The following is a 23,143-nucleotide window of genomic DNA, read 5'->3' as shown; positions in this document are numbered from 1 at the left end:
ACCTGTTCTAACACTGTTGCGTATTATCGTTTTATAAGACCTGTCTATGTCAGTTGGATAGGATAAGAAGGAGGATTAGACGATGCTCAAAAACTTACTGCACCGCCTGCTACATTCCACCTCTCATTCCCATAAGCGGCGATACAGCAGCTCAGATCGTTATTACGACCGTAAACGCCATTCTTCATCAGACGGATACAAGAACAGCCATAACGGTCACCGATATTACAAGGATAAACGCCGTCATTACTCCAGTTCCTAGCCAAACCACACGAAGCAGGGGCGGAGTACAACGTAACACAGAAGCAAACCACAGGCTCCTTAAACTTATAAAGCGAAGCCCCTTCTCATCAAGGGCCTTCGCTTTATTGTTGTGCGCCCTTCGTTTTGCAGAGCAACATCAGTGCACTTTACAGGAAATCGTCTATAACCGAAATTACATAAATTACAGAAACAGAGTTTTAGAGATAATCACCAGCAAAATAAACAGTACCAGAATCGCCCCTACAGAGGTCCAGGCACCTACACCGCAACCCATACCGCCTACTCCGCACATATGACTCATTTACAACACTCCCTTCGCTCATTTACAGGATCATTGTATGTAGACCTGGCCTAATGCGTAAGGGGGGCATTCCCCCATTTTTGCGGCGAATGCCTGTTTATTTTCAGCTACCATTCTGGATTAACCTCTAGCAGCAACAACGCCTCCTCCAGCTCCTGCATAAACTGTCGACTGTTTTCATAACGTGGGCGAATTTGAAAAAGCCGCTCCAATATATGACGCACTGGTTGACTTAATACTAATTCTTCCTGCCAGCTTCCAGGCGGTTGATCCGGCTGAGGCTCATAACTGCTATACAGCATAAAGAGCATGAAATGCCCGATATCGTACAAATCGCTGTAAAAAGCGACATCTTGTCGCTCAGGTGCGCGCTTTTCCAGCATGGCTTCGGTGAATACATCCTCCTGTCGTTCTCCCACGGCCAGAGCAAGCCCAAAGTCGATTAGGCACGGCTTCCCTTCGCGGTGAATTACGTTAGGGATGCGGATATCACGATGGATATATCCCCGTTCATGCACATGCAAAACTCGCTCCATTAACTCTAAAATGTAGACGATACATTCTTGTTCCGTAAAGGAACGCCCCTGCTCAAAGATAAGCTCCTCCAAGGTCATACCGGAGACGTATTCCATGACCATATACATTTCGTCCGAATGTATGTCATTCTCAAGCAGCTTCGGAATATAAGGATGCTCCATCTGTCGCATAATGTGAGCCTCGCGCTGCAATAGCTGAACTGCCTGCGCTCGTTTGCTCGGTCTGGGCAGTTTGACCGCCACCTCCTGCCCGCTGTGCCGATCCAGACAGAGGTAGGTTAAACCATAGCTACCCATGCCTAAAAGCGAACGAACACAATAACGTCCGCTGAGCAAATCACCAGGCTGTTTGGGATAATCCATCCATGATTCATAAATATTCCGCAACCAAGCAAACATACTTAGATCCTTTCTTATACATGCCGCACCACGTTTCCTATGCGACTTATCCTCGTATTCTTGTATTCCGTTATTATATCATCCACGCCAAAAGACCATCAGAACCGATTAGGTCTGATGGTCTTATTAGGCAAGATAATGTTCGTTATGCCTCTCTACGGCTACGCGGTGTCAGACCGAGCCAGGACAACAGCGAACTGCGCGTTTTGCGTTGCCGGCCCTGGTAGGTACGTAAATTAGTGATTAACTGCCGATCCCGTTCTTCCTCGACCCTTTCTTTCATCCAACGTTTATGATCCTCCAGTTGGTTAGATAAGCTAACATTCTTCTCCACCAAACGGCTGTGCTCTGCTTCCAGCTCCTCCAAACGGCTCCGCATTTCCGACAAAGCGGTTTGCACCATATCCTGCATCTGCGCCAGCTCTTGCGGCTCTACAGACTCCTGTGTTTGTACGGATACAGGTGCTTGCTCCAATCTATATTCAATGGCTGATGTCAAAGTCTGAAGTTGCTCCTGCGGTTGCATGGGTTCCTCCGACAATTCCTGAACGCTCATTTCATCCTCTAACTCTGTCAGCTCAACCGTAGCAGCAGCTTGCTCCTGCACGACTGTCTCTTCTCTGTTTTCAGCCGCCGCCATTATTTCTTGCCAGGTTGCGGTCAGTGACTCAGCATCCGAGATAGGTGGCAAGCGGAATTCTTCATCCTCCAGTTGGAAGGGAGCGGTTATTCGCTCAAGTACCACCTGAACGGATTGCTCCATCGTCATATGCTGCTCACGCAACGCCCTCCGCATCACCTTCAAACAATCAACATCCCCAGCACTGAACATTCTCGACTGATTAGCGGAACGCTGAAACACGTATCCCTGTTCTTCCAGCGCCGCTGCATATTTACGAAGGGTACTCGCCCCAATTCCCAGTTGCTTTGCTGCTTCCGTCGTCGACTTGCTTTCTTCCATTTAATCATTACCTCCCCGGATGGTATGGAAAGAAATAAGCTTGTATATGTAGAATTCGCGGAAACCATTGGAAATCCTTTGGCAAAAATGTTCTAATAATGCAGACTACTAAGAACCTTTGTCATAAACGAATACATTATAAAAATACAAGAAGCGACATCGCTGAGAATGCCCCTTCACTATATACTCTTAAGGTTCTTTATGAAGCGTCACATAAATGTCACACTTCCAATAATGTTATGGCAACATTTCTTCCATGAATATGGTCCATGTTATGATTTATACGAAAACCATTTATAAATAAATGGATATATTCTATCCTGCCCTCCCCTAAAAGAATATTGATAATCCTCGCTTATTCTTTAATTATTCCTATATAGCTCTCCCTACTCACCTTTCGTTTTTAATTTATCGGAATGAGGGCAAAAAAATGGATATTTTCAAAAGATCAGCAATATGTTATGTTATGTAACGTAAAATGGATTTCAGGCATAATTTGTAGCATATTAACGTTCGCTGGAACGAGGAGGAAACATAAATGAAGGGGAAGGCAAGGAAAGTAGCGATTGTCGGCGCGGGAATGGTCGGTTCGAGCTGTGCCTACTCAATGGTCAATCAGTCCATTTGTGATGAAATCATGATGATTGACCGCACGTATGACCGAGCTTTAGCCCATGCACTGGATCTGTCCCATTGTATGGATTTTACGTCTACACGCACCAAGGTCCGTGCAGGCACATATGCAGACTGCACGGATATGGATGTTGTGATTATAACAGCTGGATCCAACCCTAAGCCCGGCCAAGACCGCTTGTCTGTATTGGACGATGCCGTGCATATCACCAGAGAGATTGTGACAGCTATTATGGAGGGCGGTTTCGACGGTATTTTCGTTATTGCCGCTAATCCTGTCGACATTGTTACTTATCTGGTGCAGAGTATATCCGGTCTGCCGCGTAATAAGGTGATCGGCACAGGCACCTCTATTGACTCATCCCGACTCAAGACGTTGCTTTCTGAGGTATTTTCTATAGATCCACGCAGTGTGCAGGGGTATGCCTTGGGCGAGCATGGCGAATCCCAATTCGTGGCCTGGTCACACGTCACGATTGGCGGCAAGCCGCTCTTGCACATTTTGCGTCAGCATAAGGAACGATTCAGACACGTTGATCTGGATGACATCGCCCGTAAAACAAGGGATGCCGGTTGGGAGATTTTCACCCGCAAAGGTGCCACTTATTTTGGTATTGCCAATGCGCTGGCGTACATTACCCGTTCCATTTTGAATGACGATGGTAAAATTATAGCGATCTCTGCCGTATTGGACGACGAGTACGGACACACTGATGTCTGCACGGGCGTTCCGGCAATCATCGGCAGTAGAGGAATTCAGGAGATTATCGAACTTGAGCTAAATCCAGAAGAACAAGCCAAGTTCGACGCCTCTTGCCGCCTGATCAGCGAAAATATTCGCGCCATTTCAGACTTAGTGTAACCCCATAGAGCCAGTACCTTATTCAGAACACGAACCTGGGTACAGTAAAAAAGCTCCTTGCCCTCATTTAGGGCAAGGAGCTTTTACAGTTCCTATATTTCGTCTTATATCTCTTTATAACGAAATATCGTCAGGCCAGCCAACGCAAACAGGACAAAGCTACCCAGTACCACCATCAAGAGTGTATCCGTTGGCACCATGAACGCCCCAAAGTCGTCTCCCCCACTCGGCATCATCGCCAATAAAGGTTGTACCCACGGATAATACGGAGCATAGGTCTGAGAGTTGGCGATCAGCATATTGGGCACGGTGAAGACGAAATTCAAAGCAAGCGGTGCAGCAAAGCTAGACCACAAAAAGGACACCATCAGTTGCAGGGCGGCCAACGGCAGACAAGCAACCCAGCCTGCAAGCAGGCTTTGGGCGATCACGGTCCAAGGAATCGGCCCGTTCATCCCCTGCACAGCTCCAACACCCAGCAGCGCTCCTCCGAACAGCAGCTGAGTCAGTCCGACCATAGCCATAATGATGGTCAGCTTGGCTGCGTACAGACCCGTGCGGGACAACGGCAATGACATCAGCTGCTTCCAGCCGCCGCCCCCATGCTCGAAACGGCAGACTAGAGACCCAAACACGGCGGTCAGCATCGGCAGGAACAGCATTGCATGTATTGTAAGCATGGCAGCCAACAGCAACAGCCAGTTTCCTCCCGGATTCGCCAGTAAACCAACTAGGACGGCAATCGCCGGGCTGACGAGCGCAAGCAGCCAGACGGGCGATTTCGCCATTTTCAGGCGTTCGACAGAAAGTAACCGTACGTATCCTCCGAACATTACGCCACATCCTTTCGGCTAAAATGAGCTGCGGTCAGCAGGCTGAGAATTATACCTGTTGCGCATCCGATAGACGCGAATACCCACGCTTGTGGCGCAACCCATGCGAATTGCGGCCAAGCCAGCGGAAACCATTCGGACAGTTGGGAAGCGAATAAGCTGCCAATGCCTAACGTAATGCCCAGTGTTACAGGCAGAGCTTGATTATGGAACGTGACCGTTAGCCACAACAACAATACGAGTATAGGCAGCGTGCCGCCTAAGGGCCAGAACCCGAGCCGCAGTAGCTCCCCTATCGGTGCTGGCTCTCCCCCAAAGCCAAGAAGCATCCCCAAGGTCCAAGTCCCTACCGTCAAGAGTAGGCAGGACACGCACAGCATTCCAATGGCCAGGGTTAGCTTTGCCATATAAACACTAAATTTGGAAATAGGCAAAGCCAACAGCTGCTTCCAGGAGTTAGAGGTATGCTCCACATTCGCCAACATGGAAGCGACCATCGTAGCTCCTAACACAAGTGCAAGGGGAACAAACAGTGCGATGTTATCCATCAAGCTTTCCCATAAGCGGCCCTTATATCGCGGAATCAGATAGTCATAGCGGAGCCCAAAGTTCAGTCCCTGCATCGCCACCAGCCCAAGAGGACCGAGGAAGACCAGGAACCAGATTCCCTTTCTGCGTGCTTTGAGCAGATCTGCTGTCAGCGCTCGCAGCATCATAGGGAGCCCCCTCCTTTGCCCACCACCTGCATGAACATATCCTCCAGCGATTTGCGGCGTTCCTCCACACGATATACGGCATGTGTGTTTTCAACTAATCTTCTAACTAGCAGCGCAACAGCCGCATCATTCATGTTGTCAAAATCCAGCGCTGACCCGTCCTTCACTGAATGGTAGCCCTGTTCACGTGCAATCAATTGGGCTGCTTCCGGCTCCGATACTACGATCCGAATCCCCCCTGCGGACTCCTGACGAAGATTGTGAATCGTATTTTGGAAGACCAGTTGTCCTTCACGGATAATGCCGACGGTATTCGCCATATGCTCTACCTCACTCAGCAAATGGCTGGATACCAATACAGTGATCCCCCGCTGCTTGGGCATCGCCTGGATCAATTCGCGCATTTCCTGAATGCCCTCGGGGTCCAAGCCATTCGTTGGCTCGTCCAGAATAAGCACTTCGGGATTGCCGAGCAGGGCTGCTGCGATACCAAGTCTCTGCTTCATGCCCAGCGAGTAACCTTTAACCGGGCGTTTAGCGTGCTTGGTCAGCCGAACGACCTCCAATACTTCCGCAATGTTCTCTTTCGGCACATTCAAAATACGACGAATAGCCTCCAGATTTTCGACGGCGTTCAAATGACCATAATACGAAGGATACTCTACCAATGAACCGACTTTACGCAAAATATCGAGTCTATGTCTGCGAATATCTTTGCCGAATATACGGATCGTTCCTCGAGTTGGGCGAATAAGCCCAAGTAGCATGCGGATCGTTGTCGTTTTCCCTGCTCCATTGGGTCCGAGAAATCCGTAAATATCTCCCCGCGCTATTTTCAGGTCCAGCTGATTAACCGCGGCGCGGCCTTTGTATATTTTGCTGAGACTGTTCGTTTCAATGATTGATTCGTTCAAGTTCCTCACCTCGACACCTATCGTAACGCGCCAAGTTTAAAGCCAAGGGAACACTGAGTTTAAGTTTTGTTTAAAAAACAGATTCGTGTCCCGGCCGATGAACTGCAAATCTCCCTCTCCAAATTCATTTCGCGAGCCAATAGTTCTGTGATCGCCAGGCCAATTCCAGCTCCTTTTTCACTGGATTGCCGTTCCATTCCCGGGCCTTTATCTGCAATGACCAATGCCTCTCTCCCGTTAACCTTCTGAACTTGAATACCAATATACCGGCCTGAGGCAGCATGACGAACTACATTTTGAAAAAGATTATCCAGCAGACGGCGGAAGCCCTGCTCATCGACATTCCACACCATACTATGCTCGGGCAGGTCGATATCCACTTCAAAGCCTTCCTTTTCCCACACCGGATACCAGCTGGCCGCACACTCGCGCACCAGCCGCAAAATATCACGCGGTTCGTTATTCATGGTGTATTTGCCACTAGATAGGAGATTATAGGTCAGCAAGTTGTCGATCAGACTTCCAAGGTCTTTTAACTTATTTTCCATTAGTGTAATCGACTGCTTCCCTCTGCTGCTCAGGTTTTCTGCATCCAGTGTATACAGATGACTGCGCACAACCGTAAGCGGTGTTCGAATATCGTGTGACAGATCAGCGACCAGCCTCTTCCGTAGCTCCTCCTCCTGACGCTCACGTCCTCGGCTCTCTGCCAACTGTTCGACCATCCGATTAAAAGCCTCCTCCAGTTTGCCGATTTCATCCGGTCGACCGGTGGCAACGAGGATGGGCAACCCATCCTCTCCTCGCTGCGACATGGCAGCCTGAAGCTGCAACAACCTCCGCCGAATGCCTCCAAAAAACAGAAGAGATACGAATATAAAAGCTCCCAGAACCAATAGAATAAAAAGGAGATAGTACATCAACATGCCATTATCAGTAGACGACTGTTCAAAAAACGAACGGGGCACCTTTAATACCATATAGCCCTGATTCACATCATCCTTGCCCCCGCCGATAAAGGCCACGACTGTAAACGGCCCATCATAGCTGGCTTGCTTCATAAAAGCTATAGCCTGTGCCGCGCTCCATTGTTTTGGAATGTTAGGTTGGGTTGGCAGCTCTAATCTGGTTAACCCTGCGGTATCGACCCAAAATATTTGTGAATCCGGGAACATATTTTGCTGTATTTTACGCAGATGGGCTGAGACTTGCTCTGGATTAGCCCCCTTCAAAGCTATAGCTTCTCGGTGCCAGCTATTTTCAGTATGGGTCGTAGAGGGATAGTAAGGATTCGTAGGCTTGATATCCGTCTGCAAATTCAACAGTATGCTATATATTAAGGTTGTAACAGGCAATACAATGGGCAACAGCACCATAGCAAACACAATAATGACCAGATAGCGGAACAACAATGAATTACGAAACCGCCCTCCCTGACCTGGACGGGAGTTGAGATGTAATCCTGTCCACCTTTTACGCATACCGTTCATTATGCCTTCACCCGATAACCTACACCACGGATCGTCTCAATGATACGGGGTGTGGCAGGATCAATCTCCAGCTTTTCCCGCAAGTGCCGGATGTGGACCATCAAGGTTTTGTCTCCGTCGATATACGGATCTCCCCACACCGCCTCATACATTTGTTCCTTCGTCATAATCTGGCCCAAATGCCGCAGCAAATAAGCAAAAATATGATATTGCTTGCCTGTCAGCGTAATTTCCTCCCCGGTATCACGATTTACAATACGATTATCTGGAGGAAACACAGACAGATGCCCCAGTTGTAGAGATTCTTCGGATACGCTTCCTGATCGCCGCAGCAAAATTTCCATACGTGCTATGAGTTCATCGGGGTGAAAGGGCTTTGTCACATAATCATCAGCAAAATCCAATCCTTGCAGCTTATCGTCAATGGATGTACGGGCAGACAACATGAGAATGGGAAGCTCCGGGTACTCTTTCTTGAGCCGCTTCCCAATGGTGAACCCATCCAGACCGGGTAACATCACATCCAGAATCACGAGCTGGCACGTACGAGCTGCCTCCACAGCCCCATCCCCGCTGCGAAGCCAGGTTACAGCGTATTTTCGCTCTTCCAAATACTGATGCGTCCAAGCACCAATATCTTGGTCATCTTCGATGTATAGCACATTTGTTTTCATAATAGACACCTACTTATCGTTTTTCTTTTATGTAATGGGCATTATAGCATTTATGGTACATAACCCACTTAAAAAGGTTAATAACTACCTTATACGACATACGCTTCACAATTTCAAATTTGAATGCAGGTGAACAAGGAGGCCTATCAGATGCTGCTGGAAGCGATATACCACCACCCGAAACGTAATTGGGCTTTTGGTTATGATGATGAAACGATAATTTTACGGCTTCGTGCAAAGAAAAATGACCTGAATTCTGTTCACGTTCTTACCGTAGATAAGTACGACTGGGATCGTACTCGGCAGCTTATTTCGATGTCCAAATTTGCCACCGATGGCAGGTTCGATTACTACGAATGTACTGTAAAGCCTACTCACCGTCGGCTGAAATATGGATTTTTGCTGGAAGATGACGAGGAACGAATTTGGATGAACGAGGATGATTTCACGACCGAGGAACCTCAAAATGCAGACAGTCTGTTCCAATACCCGTTTCTAAATCCGATTGATATTTTGAAGCCACCCGCATGGGTGAAGGATGCAGTATTTTATCAGATTTTCCCAGAACGCTTTGCCAATGGTGACCCCTCCATTAGCCCGGAAGGTGCTGAGGACTGGGGTGGCACACCGCAAAGAGATAATTTTTTCGGTGGCGATTTACAAGGGATTCTCGATCATCTAGATCATCTAAACGAGCTGGGAATCAACGCCATATATATGACTCCTGTCTTCAAGGCGACGACCAATCATAAATATGATACTGAGGATTATATGGAGGTAGACCCGCACTTCGGGGACAAAAAGATATTAAAAAAGCTGGTGGAGGCCTGCCACGATCGGGGAATCCGGGTACTGCTTGATGCGGTGTTCAACCATTCAGGACGTACCTTTAAACCGTTCGTGGATGTACTGAAAAAAGGCGAAGCCTCACCTTACAAGGACTGGTTCCATGTTCATAGCTTTCCGCTGGAAGTGGTCGATGGCACCCCGACCTACGATACATTCGGGCTTGAACCGATGATGCCCAAGCTGAACACGGAACATCCTGAGGTAAAAGAGTACCTGCTGAATGTGGCAAAGCATTGGATTGAAGAGGTCGGTATCGACGGCTGGCGACTGGATGTGGCAGACGAGGTAGATCACGCCTTTTGGCGTGAATTCCGTACGACGGTCAAGCAGGCTAATCCGGAGGCGTACATTTTGGGCGAAATGTGGAACGAATCATCAGAATGGCTTCAGGGCGATCAATTCGATGCGACGATGAATTATCCATTCACCTATGCGGTGAATGATTTTTTCGTCAAAAAAGTGACCGATGCCCAGAGCTTCGCCTTCGCCATTGGACGCCAGCTTGCCCGCTATCCGCAGCAGGCATCCGAGGTTGCCTTTAATCTGCTGGATAGCCATGATACACCACGCCTACTGACGCTGTGCGGGGGCGACAAACGACTGATGCGGCTGGCTGCTTTGTTCCAGTTCACGTATATGGGCGCACCCTGCATTTTTTACGGCGATGAGATCGGCCTGGATGGAGATGCCGATCCAGGCTGCCGCCAGTGCATGGAGTGGGATACCGACAAGCAGGACCACGAGCTGTTCAACTTTTATCGTGAGCTGATCGCTCTTCGCAAGGCGCACCCTGTCCTTCGTGATCAAGGAAGCATCACTTTCCTGGAGGCACAACCGGAGGGCGCCTCACTCGCCTACGAGCGGCGCAGCGACGAAGAAGTGTTGCTTGTGCTGCTCAACCGTTCCGATGAGGATCACACTTTTGAATTGTCCATTCCAGAGCAGGAATGGCAGTTAGTCTTTGGCGAAAGCCGGTGGTCCGTGGGAGCAAAGGGGCTGCATGCCGAGCTTTTGCCTTACGGATATGCTGTGCTGAAGGCAACGCCTGTGCGATCAGTCAACTCTGCAAAAGAAGTTGACGACAAGATGCAAAGCAAGGCATAGGCTATGTAGACGCGGATGCTGATGAAAATACCTGCCGACTGTAAAAAAAGCAAGATCGCCGGGAACAAGTTATCCAACTTATTCCCGGCGATTTTTTTACGTTGAGGATATAGCTTTTTGTACAAGCTGATTATTTATTTTGGACATCTGTTCTTACTACCCCAACGTCCGACGCATTGATAGAAATGGGGTTACCGCCTTGTCCTGTTTGAGCTGAAGAAGATTGTCTAACGTCCACCCTAATTCTTTTGCCCTTAAAGCCAGTTCGTCTCCTTTTTCCCAATGCCATGGCCTCCTTAAGTCTTCGTGGCTTCATAAACCTCTCAATATGACCTAACTGTGAAGAGATATGCTATATGCATATGCCACTGAAGAAAACAGGTCTCGGCGAATATCAGATCATAGAGAAAAGAGGCTGTTAGTACCCGATCTGGCAAGCTCATCCAAAAAATTACAACAAACATACTAACAGCAAAAGAGCGGAACCTGCTTTTACAGGCTCAATGTGGCTTTAAAACCATCATTGAGCCTGTAGTGATTAATGATAGAGAATCATTGCTTATGTCAGTTTTCAACAAGCCAGTAGCCTTTCATGACTATCGTTGAGCGCTTGCAGATTCGCTTGTAGATGATTGAACATTTTAATCAGTAAAATTTAAAGCGTTTACAAGTTAAGCGGCAGGTTGCCGGTCAGCGACGATTGCTTGACCGGATCACTTTACAAATTGGCTTAAGCCAATACACCAAGAGCGTATCCAATAATTCCTATTGCGAATAAAGCAAAAATCAGAGCTATAGCATTCACTTTCTTTTTGAGCAGTCTCATGCATAAAAAAGTCAGCAAAAGAGGTAACAGTCCAGGTATCAATTGATCCAGAATCATCTGTATCGTCGTAACAACCTCTACTCCATCCGAACGGGTATATCGGGATACTTCGAGTGGTATATTCAGAGTAGTCCATTTAGATACGAGTGCGCCCATAACAAATAGTCCCAGGATGGAGGCCGATTCCGTAAGCTTTTGCAGCCGGTTTCCGGACATGTCGGACACAATCTCCGTCCCTTTTTGGTAGCCGTATTTCAGTCCGTACCACTTGGTAGCCAGGCGAATAACATTAAAGAGCAAGAAAAATAGGACAGGCCCGATAACGCTTCCGGACAACGCAATGGAAGCTCCTAATGCAGCCAGAACGGGGCGTAATGTTCCCCAGAAAATAGGGTCCCCTACTCCAGCCAAAGGTCCCATTAAGCCAACTTTCACGCCACTTATGGTAGCATTATCAATCGGCTGTCCATTGGCTTTCTGCTCCTCCATAGCGGCCGTTACCCCCATAATCGGTGCAGAGATAAACGGTTGAGTATTAAAAAACTCCAAATGCCGCTTTAGTGCTTCTTTTTGGTCTTCCTTCTTGCTGTATAGCCGCTTGATTGCCGGAATCAAGGTGACACAAAAACCAATCGACTGCATACGCTCAAAATTAAACGAGCCCAGCAGGAACCATGAACGGAAAAACATTTTGTTTAAATCGCTTTTGGTCAACTTTTTTTCTTCCATAGTACCCCACTCTTTCATTAAGAATTTCTTTAGAGCTCTTCAATTTCACCCACTTGATCTTTGCGCTGGCTATATTTGGGATTGAGCTGGATATACAGCAGAGCCAGAACCGCTCCCATGATTCCAAAGCCAACCAGATTGATGCTTGTAAATGCCGCGATGACAAAGCCCAAGAAAAAGAAAGGCATCAGATATTTGGCTGCCATCATGTTAATAACCATGGCATATCCTACAACGACGATGAATCCTCCTGCAATTTGCAGCCCTTTTGTAATGACCTCCGGGATGGCATCCAGCAAAGTCGTAACTAGACCGGTTTCGGCTGCAATAGCCACCAATACGGCAGGCAAAGCGACACGTAATCCCTGAAGAAGGAGGGCTATGAAGTGACATAATTCAATTCCTTTGAAATTTGAAGATTCGGCATATTTATCTGCCAGATGCTGAAAGAACACGGTAATCGTTCTAACAAAGATAGTTAACACTTGTCCGCCAGCCGCAATCGGAATCGCAACGGCAATTCCCGCACCGATCGATTGGTGCCCGACAATAACCAATATGGTTGAGACTACACTGGCCAAAGCCGCATCCGGAGCCATGGACGCTCCGACATTCATCCAGCCCAAAGCCAACAATTCCAGCGTACCGCCTAGAATAATACCGGTTTTGAGATCTCCCAGGACCAGACCGATCAGTGTACACGCAACTATAGGACGATGAGTCTGTCCTTCATCCAAAACACTGCCCATTCCGCAAATGGCTGCAACCAGCGTGACCATTACGATTTCAAAAACACTCATGTTTGACCCCCTCTCTTATGCGTACGTGTTGTTAAAACTGGACATTTTGGAGCTTGTTAATCAAATTAATTTTAGGATCACTGGCCACTTTTCTAATCTCCAGTTCTATCCCCTTTTCGTGCAATTTATAAAATGCCTCTACATCCTGCTTGTCTACGGACACTGCTCCGGTAATTTGTGTTTTGCCTTCTTTGAAGCACATTCCACCTACATTTACCGATGTAAACGGTACCCCACCTTCTACAACCCGCAGTACATCCGTGGGATTGGTAAACAGGAACAAGGTCTTGAAATCGTTATATTTAGGATTGTTATAAGCTTCAATCGCTTTCGCAATCGTGACAACATAAGCTTTAATCCCCGGCGGCGCCACTTGTAACAATAAGGTTTTGCGCAGCGTATCCGCAGCGACCTCATTGCTGACGGCGATAATTTTGTTACACTTCGTTTCCTTCACCCACACAGTAGCCACCTGACCATGAATTAGACGGTCATCAATACGAACAAATGATATTTCCATACCTATAATTCCTCCTCTGTTTGTATGTCCCGGATGACACGAAAAGACTTCATTGAATCCTGACCCGCACGGATGGCCAGATCACTCAGATTCTCCACGTTCTCCAGCCCTCTATTGGTCAGCAGGTCTACGATCATTGGCAGGTTTACCCCTGTTACAATGTCCATTTTTTCATACCTGGCCACAATCCTACTGGCCGCATTATAGGGACTGCCACCAAACAAATCGACGAGAAAAATCAATCCGTCCGTCCAATCAATTGTTTCCAAGGCCGCTTTGTACTTCTCAACAAGTCCGTTAACACTTTCACCTGGTTCAAACGTTACACCCACCACATTTTCCAGATGGCCGAAAATCATTTCCGTGGATCTTAGGATCTCTTCGGAAAATTTTCCATGAGTGCCAACAATAACACCTATCATTTGTTTCACCCCCTCCTTGCATCCTTCGCCTATACTTATATGCAAGTCTCATGCCAAGATTCTGTATGATGCGATTAACTATCAAAAAAAAGACCAAACCCTCGGCTGCTCCGGGAATTTGGCCTTTTCTCACCAACTACTTATTATCCTTATCCGCATGATTAATACACATCCAGCATCGTTTTATACACTTGCGCCACTACTTGGGGATACAGTTATATACTTCGCTTAGGATTTCGCAAATATAATATTTTTCATCATTAGTCAGCTTAATGTTAATACTGGAGGCAAATATATTGCAGGAACGGTTCACCACATCGATTAATCGTTGGTCAAGCAAGGATACATCCTCTTGATACACTAGCCCTTCTCCAATGACCATTCGTTCCAGCGCATGAGCCGTATGAACAGCAAGCTGAACCTTCTTTGCATAATGGAAATCAGCCTCCAGTTCCTGTTCCAGCTGCTCGATAAATTTCATCAAAATCCCCAAAATTTTGTGAGGATTCAAATAAGTCATAAACTCCTTTAGCGTATCCTCACATAGATCTCTTACGACCACGCTTCCGTGTTCATGCATAACAGGCAACTGATTGTTGAGCAACAATTCTCTTAATGCCTGTTCACCGCTTGCCTCGATCAGTTTTTCCAAAGGGATAAACGGTACATTGAGCTCGCTTGGCCGCTTAACCCCAATCACCGCAAGAAGCGTATGCTTGGCCCGTAAATCCTTCACCACTTTATCCAATTCCCTGACCTTTGCCGGTACAACAACTATTTTCTCTTCGGTTAAGTCATAAACAACCTTCTCTACAAACTCCTTTAGCTTGGCGGCGGCACCTTTGCCGGAGGAACAGACCGTCACGATTACCTTATTACTGGTCTTTTCCGCTTTCACTCCAGCATTTCCAGTGTTATATCCACGAAAATCCTTCAAAGATTGATAAATTTCCTCTATATTCATATCAAAAATACTGGCCTTTCGCACAGCCTCCAACACAAGCGGGGTTGAAACCATATCGATAGTCTTCACCTTAATCCCGACACGTTCCATAATGGTTGCTTCAAGATTGAGCAAGGAGCCCATATCAACCAGCAGCAATACGCCTCTGCCATTGTCAATGTCCTTCACTTTATCCACAATAACTTCCAGGATTTCTCTAGGACTAACATCCAAAGGCATGTCTACTGCGCAAATATTTGAGCTTCCCAGCAGGCTGTCGACAACGCTAACGACACTGCTTGCCGTACTGTTGCCATGTGCAGCTACAATGATTCCCACATTTCCCTGGTGCTCCTCTTCTACCGATTTCAGAAGAATCGCCACATAGGTAGTCTCGGCATCGGGTACGTTGACTTCAAACTTGGACTCGATCAAATCCTTGATAATAAGTGCCAGTCTGTATTCTTCATCCTGATCATTCATCGGATCATAGATTTGTTTACTGACATATTTTTTCTCCCGGATTCGCTTTAAGAAGGCACTCAAATGAAGACTGAAGGCATAAACAAACCTGTCACTGTAATTTCTATTCAATTCTTTTTGAGCCATCTCTTGCACCTGTTCAGCGAACTCCAGAATATTTCTGCCTACGATCTTAAGAATCCGTTCCCGTCCCCCTTTAATGTTATAAAATCGGTTATAGAAACTTTTGATGTGAATATTGACATCTGTAGTTATAAACTTATTGATAAAACTGTCATCGAGTCCTTCTTCTTTGAGCATCCCTATCTTGTCTTCAATCAATTTGTACAGGTTGAACGGCAGTTCAGAAGCGTCTGCTTCATCCATTCCTTTGCTGCCTTCAGGAGTAATATACAGCGAGGAGTTGACCATCTCCATTTCGGCAATCTCCTTGCGGTTCTTCCCCATATTAAATAGACCTTCCTTGATATTTCCGGGCAAAATTTTAAAATCAAGTTCAATCTCTTCCTTATTTTCATGTATGCTGTTCAAAAATCCTTTGGCACACACAAGCTGAATGTTCGATTTCAACTGACCGATATTGCCATAGGTTACGCTGCCAATCAGCGCTTTTACAGTTTCCAATTCAACCCTAATGGGCTTGTTCACACGATGGGCTTCGTTTGCAAAGAGATGCTTCAGGATCAAAAACCGCTCCTCAACGGTCCGCTCTTGCAAGGAAGGAATGTTGATCGTAATCGGTATCCGTCTGATAAAGGTTTTCAACATAGAAGAACCGGGATCTTCGGTCGTAGCGCCGATGAGCAGCACATTCGCTTCCCGCTTACGCTCCGACTCGCCCAATTTGTTGTAACTGTTCGTGTCCATGAAATAAAATATCATTTCTTGGCCTTCTGGGGGCAGCCGATGAATCTCATCTAAAAACAGGATGCCCCCATCCGCTTTCTCAACCAGCCCCTCTTTCTCCCGATCAGCCCCGGTAAATGCTCCTTTTACATGACCAAAAATATGGGAAAGTAGCAGTTGAGGGTTATTGTAATAATCGGCGCAGTTAAATACGATAAACGGTGCTTGCTCTGAAAAGCGCTTCATATATTTACCATAATTATACATCAATCTAGCGAACATTGTTTTCCCAACGCCAGTCTGCCCCACAATCAGCGTATGTAAGCCCTTCGGCGGGTATAATATTGCCGCTTTTCCCTGCTCAACCTGGTTTCTCATACTCCCCATGAAACCGATTAAGGCGTGAAACGGATCCACTTGCTCTCCAGGCAGCAATATTTCATGAATGCTGTTGACTTGGATTTGTTTCTCTTTAAGCTGAACCCGAAAGGTCTCCTCGATCACCTGCTTGTGCAAAAACTTGACGGGTCTCCCCTTGATTTTAATAATCAAGTCGGCGCGTAGTAGGCTATTAAGCTCCTTGCTTACATTATTCCTTAACATATTGTGTTGATCGGCTATTTCCGCTGCCGTAATTCCACTGCCGTCCTGCAAGGCCTCTACCGACAGTTTCTTTGTCCCATTGGCAATATACTCTAAGATCTCATCAATTCGTTTCACGGTATTCCCCCATGCTGACTAGTTCTTATTTAATTAGTATATAAAAAAAGAAATAATCCTCTACAAGAAAATAAACTGACAAGTTAATCATTAATCTGATACCCTTTTTATTGAATCTATCCAAAACTCAAATTCAGCCTATTCCATTCACTTCTTTTCCAAGATCAAAGGTTGGCAGTATAATTGCATAAGCTTCACGAATAAGCTGCATAAAAAGTTATTTTTGTTTCCCAGTAAGGAGCTGAGATAAAATAATGCGCTACGGATTACAGCAAGAGCAAACATTCAGGCTGGCTATGACTCCAGAATTACGACAAGCCATCACGATTCTTCAATATTCTTCGGTCGATCTGATGTCATATCTTCATGAGCAAGCAAATGAAAATCCGATCATTGATTTGGCAGAGATCGATATGTCCATCGAAAGAATCAATACAGAAGAAGAATATTCGCCACGAAAAAATGATAATCCGGTAGACCTTCTGGATTTTGTCTCTAATCCCGCAGATAATTTATATAGACATCTTAAAGCGCAGCTTGGGATGGTCAGCGGGCTATCCAGGCTACAACAGATGATTGGCATGTTTCTGATTGGGAATTTAAATGAAAAAGGCTACCTTGAGCTGGATGTAAATATAGTTGCCGGAATACTTGACGTCCCCACCGATGAGGTTGAAAATATACTTGCCCTGATTCAAGGCTTTGAACCGGCAGGAATCGCTGCCCGCAGTCTGGAGGAATGCCTTCTTTTGCAGCTGCGATATGCCGGGAATGATGATGTTTATCTGGAAGAAATCGTGCGACATCACATGGTCAATCTTTCATGTAACCGCATACAAAAAATCGCAGATGCTCTGGGGATCGACATTCACATGGTACAACAAATTACCGATCAGATACGCAAGCTGAATCCTTGTCCGGGAGCGGCATTTGCTCCATATGAACGCCAGCATCATATAGCAGATATCTCAGTGGAGAAATTTAAAAACGACTACATTGTGACAGTTAATGATATCACAGTCCCACGCGTCGGGATTAATCCTTTTTACCAAAGTATGCTTCGAAAGCCGGCTATGGAGGAAGAGAAACGATTTCTTCGTGAGAAGATGAATACGGCATTATGGCTTATTCATAGCCTTGAGCAGCGCCGCCTGACCCTGATGCGTGTGGCCCAGGCTATTGTTGATAGGCAGCGGGAATTTTTTGAGCATGGCGTTTATCATCTGAAATCGATGACCCAAAAGGAGATTGCTGAAATAACCGGCCTGCATGAATCCACGATCAGCCGGGCGGTCAGTAATAAATACATGCAGACGCCCCGTGGATTGTTTGAACTCAAATATTTCTTCACCTCCGCCCTAGGATCGAAAGACGGAGATGCTACTTCATCAGAGAGCGCAAAAATGCGGATAAAGCAGATCATCGACGGTGAAGAGAAGCAAAAACCATTTTCAGATCAGGCAATCACAGAACTGATGGCAAAGGAAGGACTAGAGCTGTCACGCAGAACGGTAGCCAAATACCGAGAAGAATTGGGGTATTTATCCTCCGCCAGGAGAAAAGTGTATTAAAACTTCAGCAAGCGATTGTGAAAACCAAGAAGCAGCGCTATCACATTCTACCGGCTGCCTCCCTCGTAGAATCTCCAATAGAGAATAGGCCAACCAGTAACCTCTGGTTGGCCTATTCATATGACCTGAGCGAGTACAGCAGTCTACGCAGGTAGCGTCTGTGTTTTCAATTGCACGTACAACTGGTGTGTAACCTGATGTGGCTCAATACCCAACTCATCTTCCAATAAGCTGACGAAGCTTTCATAATGCTTTTGAGCAGCTGTATACTCGCCCAACTGGGCATAGGCTGTCAGCAGCAGACCACAGATATCATCTGAGTAAGGCTCCCTCTGTTGTAGGCTGAGCAAGCGCTGGATAGACTGCCGGGCACGACCTGAACGAAGCTCTTCCTTAGCCAGTTCTGAAGCACATGCCAGATACATATTGCGTAGTTTTTCTCTTTTTGCATACGCCCATGGATAATCGTGCTCCTCCAGATAATTGCCACGGTACAGAGCCAACAGGCTCTCGATACGCGGTGTACCGCCATTCCCAGAGGCCGCCCACTCGGAGATGCCCCGCTCGAATAGCTCCACATCTGTAACCCAGCCATTACGATTCAAACGATAGCGATCCAGGTTGTATTCCAGCTTCGTATCTTGCATCCGTTCTTTCAACGCCTTGCGGATTTGGTAAATGGACGTGTGTAGATGAACAACAGCCTTATCCAAATGATATTCGGGCCACAGCGCATCCAGCAATTGCTCCTTGCTAACCCATTCTCCTTCATGATGTAGTAAAAAGGAGAATAGCTCCTGCGACTTTAGTGTACGCCATTTGAATGGCTTTGCTCCCACGGCTCCTTGTCCATCCTCCGGAATTTCAAGCTTTTGAAAACAACGCACTTTGGGTAATTGCTCTGCTGCGACGACCGAGCTGGAAGGACGGGAATCTGCCAGCGTGGCTACAATCCGATCTAACGTTTTATTAAGCCGCCGGGCATGAACAGGTTTTAACAAGTAATCCAGTGCCTGCAGTTCGAATGCTTCAATAGCGTATTCCGAATACGCAGTCACAAAGACGATATGAATATGCGAGTCCAGCTGTTGAATCCACTCGGCGGCCTCCAGTCCGTTCATCTCCGGCATTCCGATATCTATAAAAACAATATCCACGCGTTCTGCCGCCAGATGATCCAACCCAGCTTGTGCAGACGTATATTTGCCCATGACCGTTAATCGTCCGTCCGCCTCCAGCAACCGTTCCAGGTACGTTAATGCCGACCTCTCATCATCAATCAATATCGCCTTCATCTGTGTCCGCGCCCCCTTCTTGCTGCAACCATCCATCACAATGCTCTATGACCAGGCTATCTGCTTTATCATCCGATTTTTAATTTCTTATATTTTATATATCGTATAAACTCGGGCGCGACATTAGCTTTTCTGGCCGATGTACTGTATTTTTTTATTCATTCAGTAGGGTGAGATAAGATCGTTTCCGGCACACGGAAGCTTACCGTCGTCCCTTGCATAGGATTGCTTTCAATCCGCAATCCTTCTCCATACATATGGATCAGACGGCGATGGATATTACGCAGTCCCACACTGGAGGATACATGCTCCTCCGACAGTAGCTGTTGTAGTCGCTCTGGTGGAATCCCTACGCCGTCATCGGTCACGCTGACCACAAAATCGGCTCCATCTTCTTGTACAATCACCCGCACTGTTCCACCTGTGGCCCGCTGCATCACACCGTGTCGTATCGCATTTTCCACGATGGGCTGAATGCTTAATGGCGGGATCAGCGACCGGATGTTCCTCCCTACCTCTATAGTTACCTGCAACCGTTCTTCAAAACGGGCTTTTTCCAATGCCACATACGATTCTACCAATTCCAGCTCCTTGCATAGCGGAACTGTATTCTCCCTGTTTTGAAAATCAAAGCTTCCCCGCAAGTACTGACTCAGCTCCATGAGCAGCTCCGCTGCTTTGTCCGGGTCTACTGCTACGGTCGAAACAATGACATTTAATGCATTGTACAGAAAGTGCGGCTTGATTTGCGCCTGTAAAAAGGCCATTTCCGAACGCACCGCTTCCTCTGCCGAATTACGCATGTTCAACAGGGTGCGTACACGCGCCTTTAATTCCTCCGCATCAACAGGCTTACGCAGAAAGTCATTTGCTCCGGCCATAAAGCCTGCATGGATATCGCCGGGCAGGTCGCGTGCCGTCAGCAGCAATACGGGTAGCTCGGAGAGAGAATACCCTTCGCGAATTCGTCGACACAACTCAATACCGGACATTTCTGGCATCATCCAGTCCGTAATAACTAGATCAAATCGGGCACGGCCATTCAGCAGCTGAAGCGCCTCCTCAGCATGGTCCACAGCCACCACACTACAACCTGTGGCGTATAACAGCTCTTCCAATACCCGAAGGTTAACCCCATCATCATCTACAGCCAGCACTCTGTAAGGAACATTCCTCACTTGCTCTAATCCATCCTCTTCAAGCGGATTCACACCCTGATTCGAGGTCACACCAGGCTTCAATATAACCTCAGACAAGACATCTTTTTGAACTTCATGTGCCGACGTACCAGTCTCCGCTAATGGCAGTGTAAAATAAAAGGTCGAACCCTTGCCCAATCTAGATTCTACTCGGATATAACCTCCATGCAGCTCCACCAGACGACGGGTTATGCCTAACCCAAGCCCAGTTCCACTATATCCTTTGTCCTCAGCATTCGCTCCTCGATTAAAAGGTTCAAATATGTGTGAAAGATGGTCTGGGGCAATACCTGGTCCGGTATCCTTCACACTGATTTCCATTTCACGGTTCCTCACCTTGGCAGAGATTACGATTTCGCCTTCCTCCGTAAATTTCATCGCATTACCCAATAAATTGTATAAGATCTGATTCAACCGGTCCTCATCTGCATCCACCTTGGGCAACGAATTAGGCCATTCTTTGACGAATTGGAGCTTTTTCTTACCTACGTTATGACCTAATACCTCTAGCACAGAATTCACGGCAGTCTGTACATTTACAGGCCGACGGTTTAAGGCTAATCTTCCATTTTTCAAATTAGAAAAATCCAAAATATCGTTAATCAAATAAGACAGTCTGCGCCCTACATTCACAATCAAGGCCAAGTTGTGCTTTTGCGGCTCATTGAATTGTGCCCCGTAGCGGTCTAGCATAGATTGAGCGATATTAATAATTCCATGTAGAGGAGTACGCAGCTCATGTGACGTGTTCGCCAGAAATTCGTCCTTTAACCCATCCAGTGTTAGCAACCGTCGTGATAGGTTCTCAACCTCCATGAACGAATGTACAAAACGTTTGGCCAGCAACAGTGTTTGAGCCAATACGAATATGAGCATTTCATAGGCTGTCACCCCACGTACATCTCCCCAGCCCAGAACATACACAAAACTAGTCACCACAATCATAAGAATGCTCATAATACTAATGACTAGCAGCGCAGCGTCATCCGTCCGTTGAAGAAGTCCACGAATCAGAATCAGTAATACATACCCCACACTGACTACACCAAAAAGAAGAATAAAAGTCTCAAAGGATGAAAGGACCAGTGTAGGCAACAATAGCCCCATACCCAGCATCAGTGCGGTTACAATATTATATAGAAGCAGCACGATTCGATTCATAACAATCTGTGTCGTCAGATGAACATACCGAATCAGAAAATAGTAGAACAGCGTCGAAGAGAACGATTGAATTTTCAATATCCATTCATAAGGCAAATCCGGCATCCCCCAGACTAGCAGCTTCTCTCCATGTGTCAGAATGTAAAATAGTGCCGCGATGCAAAAGCATGCTAAGTAAAGCAGGGCCTTCTCTTTTCTACGTAAAAAGTACAGCATGATAAAAAATACGGTAGGGATAAAAAATCCTGCAACCAGTACGGTGTCCTCTGCCATCGCTACTTCACGGCTATGCGTAATACTGGCATAATCCCCAAATAGCAGCGGATAAATGATCCCCCCAGAGGAATAGCTATAATTAGCCACATGCACGGTAATATCAGCCGAATGTCCATCTACTGCAGCAAATCCAACAAAGGGGGCGTTGCCCTGCTTGCCCTTGTCGGCCGAAACAGAGGGAATACCACTTGCCCCCACCTCTGCTCCGTTAATCCATACTCGGCTGGAGTTGCGAATATTTTGCATATGGATGCCGTACAGATTTTCCACTTTTTCAGGCAATAGTACACGAACATGATAGGTTCCATATCCAGTCGCCTGTCCCCCAGGCATCCACTGATTCCATTTACCAGGCACATCCACAATTTTGGCAGAAGATCCGGTGCCTAATCCCAATTTGGAGGAGTTTTGACGATTTCCCCAATCCTGATATCGCGTTTCCTGAAAAGATGAAGGCTGCAAAAGCTGATTAGGATAAAACTCCCACTCTCCTCCCAACTGTACAGCACCTTCCTTGTCGGGGTCCCAATTACGCAAATCAATAACACCGTTGTGAGCTTTCCAATGACTGTTTCCGGATAATACACCCGACACTAACGGATATACCGGCAACGCAACCGCAAGCAGAAGTATAATAAAAAATAAAACTCCCTGTTTTTTCATAAATCCCCCGCTCTTTTCAATAACGTCTATCTTTTTGTATCGGTTATTCTATCCAGCTACATTAGAAGATCTGTCCCATACAAAAAGGGACGTCCGCTCGCAGATAAAATCTGTGCGGAATCGTCCCCTTCTATACATCCTTGCACTTCCTAT

At 46.7% G+C, this 23,143-nt stretch carries 19 protein-coding genes; 4 read left to right on the top strand and 15 right to left on the bottom strand.

Going from position 1 to position 23,143, the window contains the following annotated elements:
- Positions 1–82 precede the first annotated feature (82 nt).
- On the top strand, positions 83–262 hold the full coding sequence (locus EGM68_RS02740) for a hypothetical protein (RefSeq protein ID WP_080567850.1): 180 nt from the start codon (positions 83–85) through the stop codon (positions 260–262).
- A gap of 183 nt (positions 263–445) precedes the next feature.
- Here the strand turns inward: EGM68_RS02740 and EGM68_RS25945 are convergent, their stop codons facing one another.
- From EGM68_RS25945 to EGM68_RS02730, 3 genes are all read right to left on the bottom strand, one after another.
- On the bottom strand, positions 446–565 hold the full coding sequence (locus tag EGM68_RS25945; protein WP_013369112.1) for a hypothetical protein: 120 nt from the start codon (positions 563–565) through the stop codon (positions 446–448).
- Between the two features lie 107 nt (positions 566–672).
- Positions 673–1,500: a serine/threonine protein kinase gene (locus tag EGM68_RS02735; protein WP_129548609.1), complete on the bottom strand. Its 828-nt coding sequence runs from the start codon at positions 1,498–1,500 to the stop codon at positions 673–675.
- A gap of 145 nt (positions 1,501–1,645) precedes the next feature.
- On the bottom strand, positions 1,646–2,461 hold the full coding sequence (locus EGM68_RS02730) for a MerR family transcriptional regulator (RefSeq protein ID WP_013369110.1): 816 nt from the start codon (positions 2,459–2,461) through the stop codon (positions 1,646–1,648).
- A 538-nt stretch (positions 2,462–2,999) separates the two neighbouring features.
- Between EGM68_RS02730 and EGM68_RS02725 the strand changes: the two genes are divergently transcribed.
- The gene (locus EGM68_RS02725; protein WP_013369109.1) at positions 3,000–3,956 is read left to right on the top strand and encodes an L-lactate dehydrogenase; all 957 of its coding nucleotides are present in this window, start codon (positions 3,000–3,002) and stop codon (positions 3,954–3,956) included.
- Between the two features lie 104 nt (positions 3,957–4,060).
- Here the strand turns inward: EGM68_RS02725 and EGM68_RS02720 are convergent, their stop codons facing one another.
- Genes EGM68_RS02720 through EGM68_RS02700 form a run of 5 tightly spaced genes read right to left on the bottom strand, consistent with a single transcriptional unit; the run spans position 4,061 to position 8,583 of the window.
- Positions 4,061–4,789: an ABC transporter permease gene (locus tag EGM68_RS02720; protein WP_013369108.1), complete on the bottom strand. Its 729-nt coding sequence runs from the start codon at positions 4,787–4,789 to the stop codon at positions 4,061–4,063.
- Positions 4,789–5,505: an ABC transporter permease gene (locus tag EGM68_RS02715; protein WP_013369107.1), complete on the bottom strand. Its 717-nt coding sequence runs from the start codon at positions 5,503–5,505 to the stop codon at positions 4,789–4,791. The genes EGM68_RS02720 and EGM68_RS02715 overlap by 1 nt, the downstream gene beginning before the upstream one ends.
- The gene (locus EGM68_RS02710; protein WP_013369106.1) at positions 5,502–6,419 is read right to left on the bottom strand and encodes an ABC transporter ATP-binding protein; all 918 of its coding nucleotides are present in this window, start codon (positions 6,417–6,419) and stop codon (positions 5,502–5,504) included. Before EGM68_RS02710 ends, EGM68_RS02715 begins: the two co-directional genes overlap by 4 nt.
- Positions 6,420–6,478: 59 nt before the next feature.
- Entirely contained in the window at positions 6,479–7,909 is a 1,431-nt protein-coding gene (locus EGM68_RS02705; protein WP_013369105.1) for a HAMP domain-containing sensor histidine kinase, read from the bottom strand.
- Positions 7,909–8,583 (bottom strand): response regulator transcription factor, encoded by a 675-nt coding sequence (locus EGM68_RS02700; protein ID WP_013369104.1) that lies wholly within the window; start codon positions 8,581–8,583, stop codon positions 7,909–7,911. The genes EGM68_RS02705 and EGM68_RS02700 overlap by 1 nt, the downstream gene beginning before the upstream one ends.
- A gap of 150 nt (positions 8,584–8,733) precedes the next feature.
- On the opposite strand from EGM68_RS02700, the gene EGM68_RS02695 reads away from it, so the two are divergent.
- A complete protein-coding gene (locus tag EGM68_RS02695; protein ID WP_013369103.1) occupies positions 8,734–10,536 on the top strand; it encodes an alpha-glycosidase in 1,803 nt (600 codons plus the stop codon).
- Positions 10,537–11,266: 730 nt separating this feature from the next.
- Here EGM68_RS02695 and manZ read toward each other — a convergent pair.
- The 5 genes from manZ to EGM68_RS02670 all read right to left on the bottom strand — a co-directional run bounded on the left by manZ (position 11,267) and on the right by EGM68_RS02670 (position 16,825).
- Positions 11,267–12,109, bottom strand: a complete 843-nt coding sequence (gene manZ, locus EGM68_RS02690) for a PTS mannose transporter subunit IID (protein WP_269203258.1) — start codon at positions 12,107–12,109, stop codon at positions 11,267–11,269.
- A gap of 11 nt (positions 12,110–12,120) precedes the next feature.
- Positions 12,121–12,891: a PTS mannose/fructose/sorbose transporter subunit IIC gene (locus EGM68_RS02685; RefSeq protein WP_013369101.1), complete on the bottom strand. Its 771-nt coding sequence runs from the start codon at positions 12,889–12,891 to the stop codon at positions 12,121–12,123.
- Between the two features lie 31 nt (positions 12,892–12,922).
- Positions 12,923–13,411 (bottom strand): mannose/fructose/sorbose PTS transporter subunit IIB, encoded by a 489-nt coding sequence (locus tag EGM68_RS02680; protein WP_013369100.1) that lies wholly within the window; start codon positions 13,409–13,411, stop codon positions 12,923–12,925.
- A 2-nt stretch (positions 13,412–13,413) separates the two neighbouring features.
- Positions 13,414–13,833 (bottom strand): PTS sugar transporter subunit IIA, encoded by a 420-nt coding sequence (locus EGM68_RS02675; RefSeq protein ID WP_013369099.1) that lies wholly within the window; start codon positions 13,831–13,833, stop codon positions 13,414–13,416.
- Between the two features lie 199 nt (positions 13,834–14,032).
- The gene (locus tag EGM68_RS02670) at positions 14,033–16,825 is read right to left on the bottom strand and encodes a sigma-54-dependent transcriptional regulator (protein WP_013369098.1); all 2,793 of its coding nucleotides are present in this window, start codon (positions 16,823–16,825) and stop codon (positions 14,033–14,035) included.
- Between the two features lie 254 nt (positions 16,826–17,079).
- Here EGM68_RS02670 and rpoN point away from each other — a divergent pair, with 254 nt between their 5' ends.
- Positions 17,080–18,396, top strand: coding sequence for an RNA polymerase factor sigma-54 (rpoN, locus tag EGM68_RS02665; RefSeq protein WP_129548608.1), 1,317 nt, complete (start codon positions 17,080–17,082; stop codon positions 18,394–18,396).
- A 143-nt stretch (positions 18,397–18,539) separates the two neighbouring features.
- Here the strand turns inward: rpoN and EGM68_RS02660 are convergent, their stop codons facing one another.
- Entirely contained in the window at positions 18,540–19,691 is a 1,152-nt protein-coding gene (locus EGM68_RS02660) for a response regulator (protein WP_013369096.1), read from the bottom strand.
- Positions 19,692–19,849: 158 nt separating this feature from the next.
- Positions 19,850–22,990: an ATP-binding protein gene (locus EGM68_RS02655; protein ID WP_129548607.1), complete on the bottom strand. Its 3,141-nt coding sequence runs from the start codon at positions 22,988–22,990 to the stop codon at positions 19,850–19,852.
- Positions 22,991–23,143: the final 153 nt, after the last annotated feature.

Origin of the sequence: Paenibacillus sp. M-152 (assembly GCF_003856555.1) — a bacterium.
Classification (GTDB): domain Bacteria; phylum Bacillota; class Bacilli; order Paenibacillales; family Paenibacillaceae; genus Paenibacillus; species Paenibacillus polymyxa_C.
Note: the sequence above shows the minus strand (reverse complement) of the source record. Positions and strands in the feature narration are given on the sequence as shown.

Bases quoted from the DNA above. Each gene is read 5' to 3' on its own strand.
- EGM68_RS02675 (WP_013369099.1), bottom strand. From the start codon at position 13,833: ATGATAGGTGTTATTGTTGGCACTCATGGAAAATTTTCCGAAGAGATC.
- EGM68_RS02740 (WP_080567850.1), top strand. From the start codon at position 83: ATGCTCAAAAACTTACTGCACCGCCTGCTACATTCCACCTCTCATTCC.
- EGM68_RS25945 (WP_013369112.1), bottom strand. From the start codon at position 565: ATGAGTCATATGTGCGGAGTAGGCGGTATGGGTTGCGGTGTAGGTGCC.
- manZ (WP_269203258.1), bottom strand. From the start codon at position 12,109: ATGAAAGAGTGGGGTACTATGGAAGAAAAAAAGTTGACCAAAAGCGAT.
- EGM68_RS02725 (WP_013369109.1), top strand. From the start codon at position 3,000: ATGAAGGGGAAGGCAAGGAAAGTAGCGATTGTCGGCGCGGGAATGGTC.
- EGM68_RS02730 (WP_013369110.1), bottom strand. From the start codon at position 2,461: ATGGAAGAAAGCAAGTCGACGACGGAAGCAGCAAAGCAACTGGGAATT.
- EGM68_RS02735 (WP_129548609.1), bottom strand. From the start codon at position 1,500: ATGTTTGCTTGGTTGCGGAATATTTATGAATCATGGATGGATTATCCC.
- EGM68_RS02715 (WP_013369107.1), bottom strand. From the start codon at position 5,505: ATGATGCTGCGAGCGCTGACAGCAGATCTGCTCAAAGCACGCAGAAAG.
- EGM68_RS02685 (WP_013369101.1), bottom strand. From the start codon at position 12,891: ATGAGTGTTTTTGAAATCGTAATGGTCACGCTGGTTGCAGCCATTTGC.
- rpoN (WP_129548608.1), top strand. From the start codon at position 17,080: ATGCGCTACGGATTACAGCAAGAGCAAACATTCAGGCTGGCTATGACT.
- EGM68_RS02660 (WP_013369096.1), bottom strand. From the start codon at position 19,691: ATGAAGGCGATATTGATTGATGATGAGAGGTCGGCATTAACGTACCTG.
- EGM68_RS02655 (WP_129548607.1), bottom strand. From the start codon at position 22,990: ATGAAAAAACAGGGAGTTTTATTTTTTATTATACTTCTGCTTGCGGTT.
- EGM68_RS02680 (WP_013369100.1), bottom strand. From the start codon at position 13,411: ATGGAAATATCATTTGTTCGTATTGATGACCGTCTAATTCATGGTCAG.
- EGM68_RS02705 (WP_013369105.1), bottom strand. From the start codon at position 7,909: ATGAACGGTATGCGTAAAAGGTGGACAGGATTACATCTCAACTCCCGT.
- EGM68_RS02720 (WP_013369108.1), bottom strand. From the start codon at position 4,789: ATGTTCGGAGGATACGTACGGTTACTTTCTGTCGAACGCCTGAAAATG.
- EGM68_RS02695 (WP_013369103.1), top strand. From the start codon at position 8,734: ATGCTGCTGGAAGCGATATACCACCACCCGAAACGTAATTGGGCTTTT.
- EGM68_RS02700 (WP_013369104.1), bottom strand. From the start codon at position 8,583: ATGAAAACAAATGTGCTATACATCGAAGATGACCAAGATATTGGTGCT.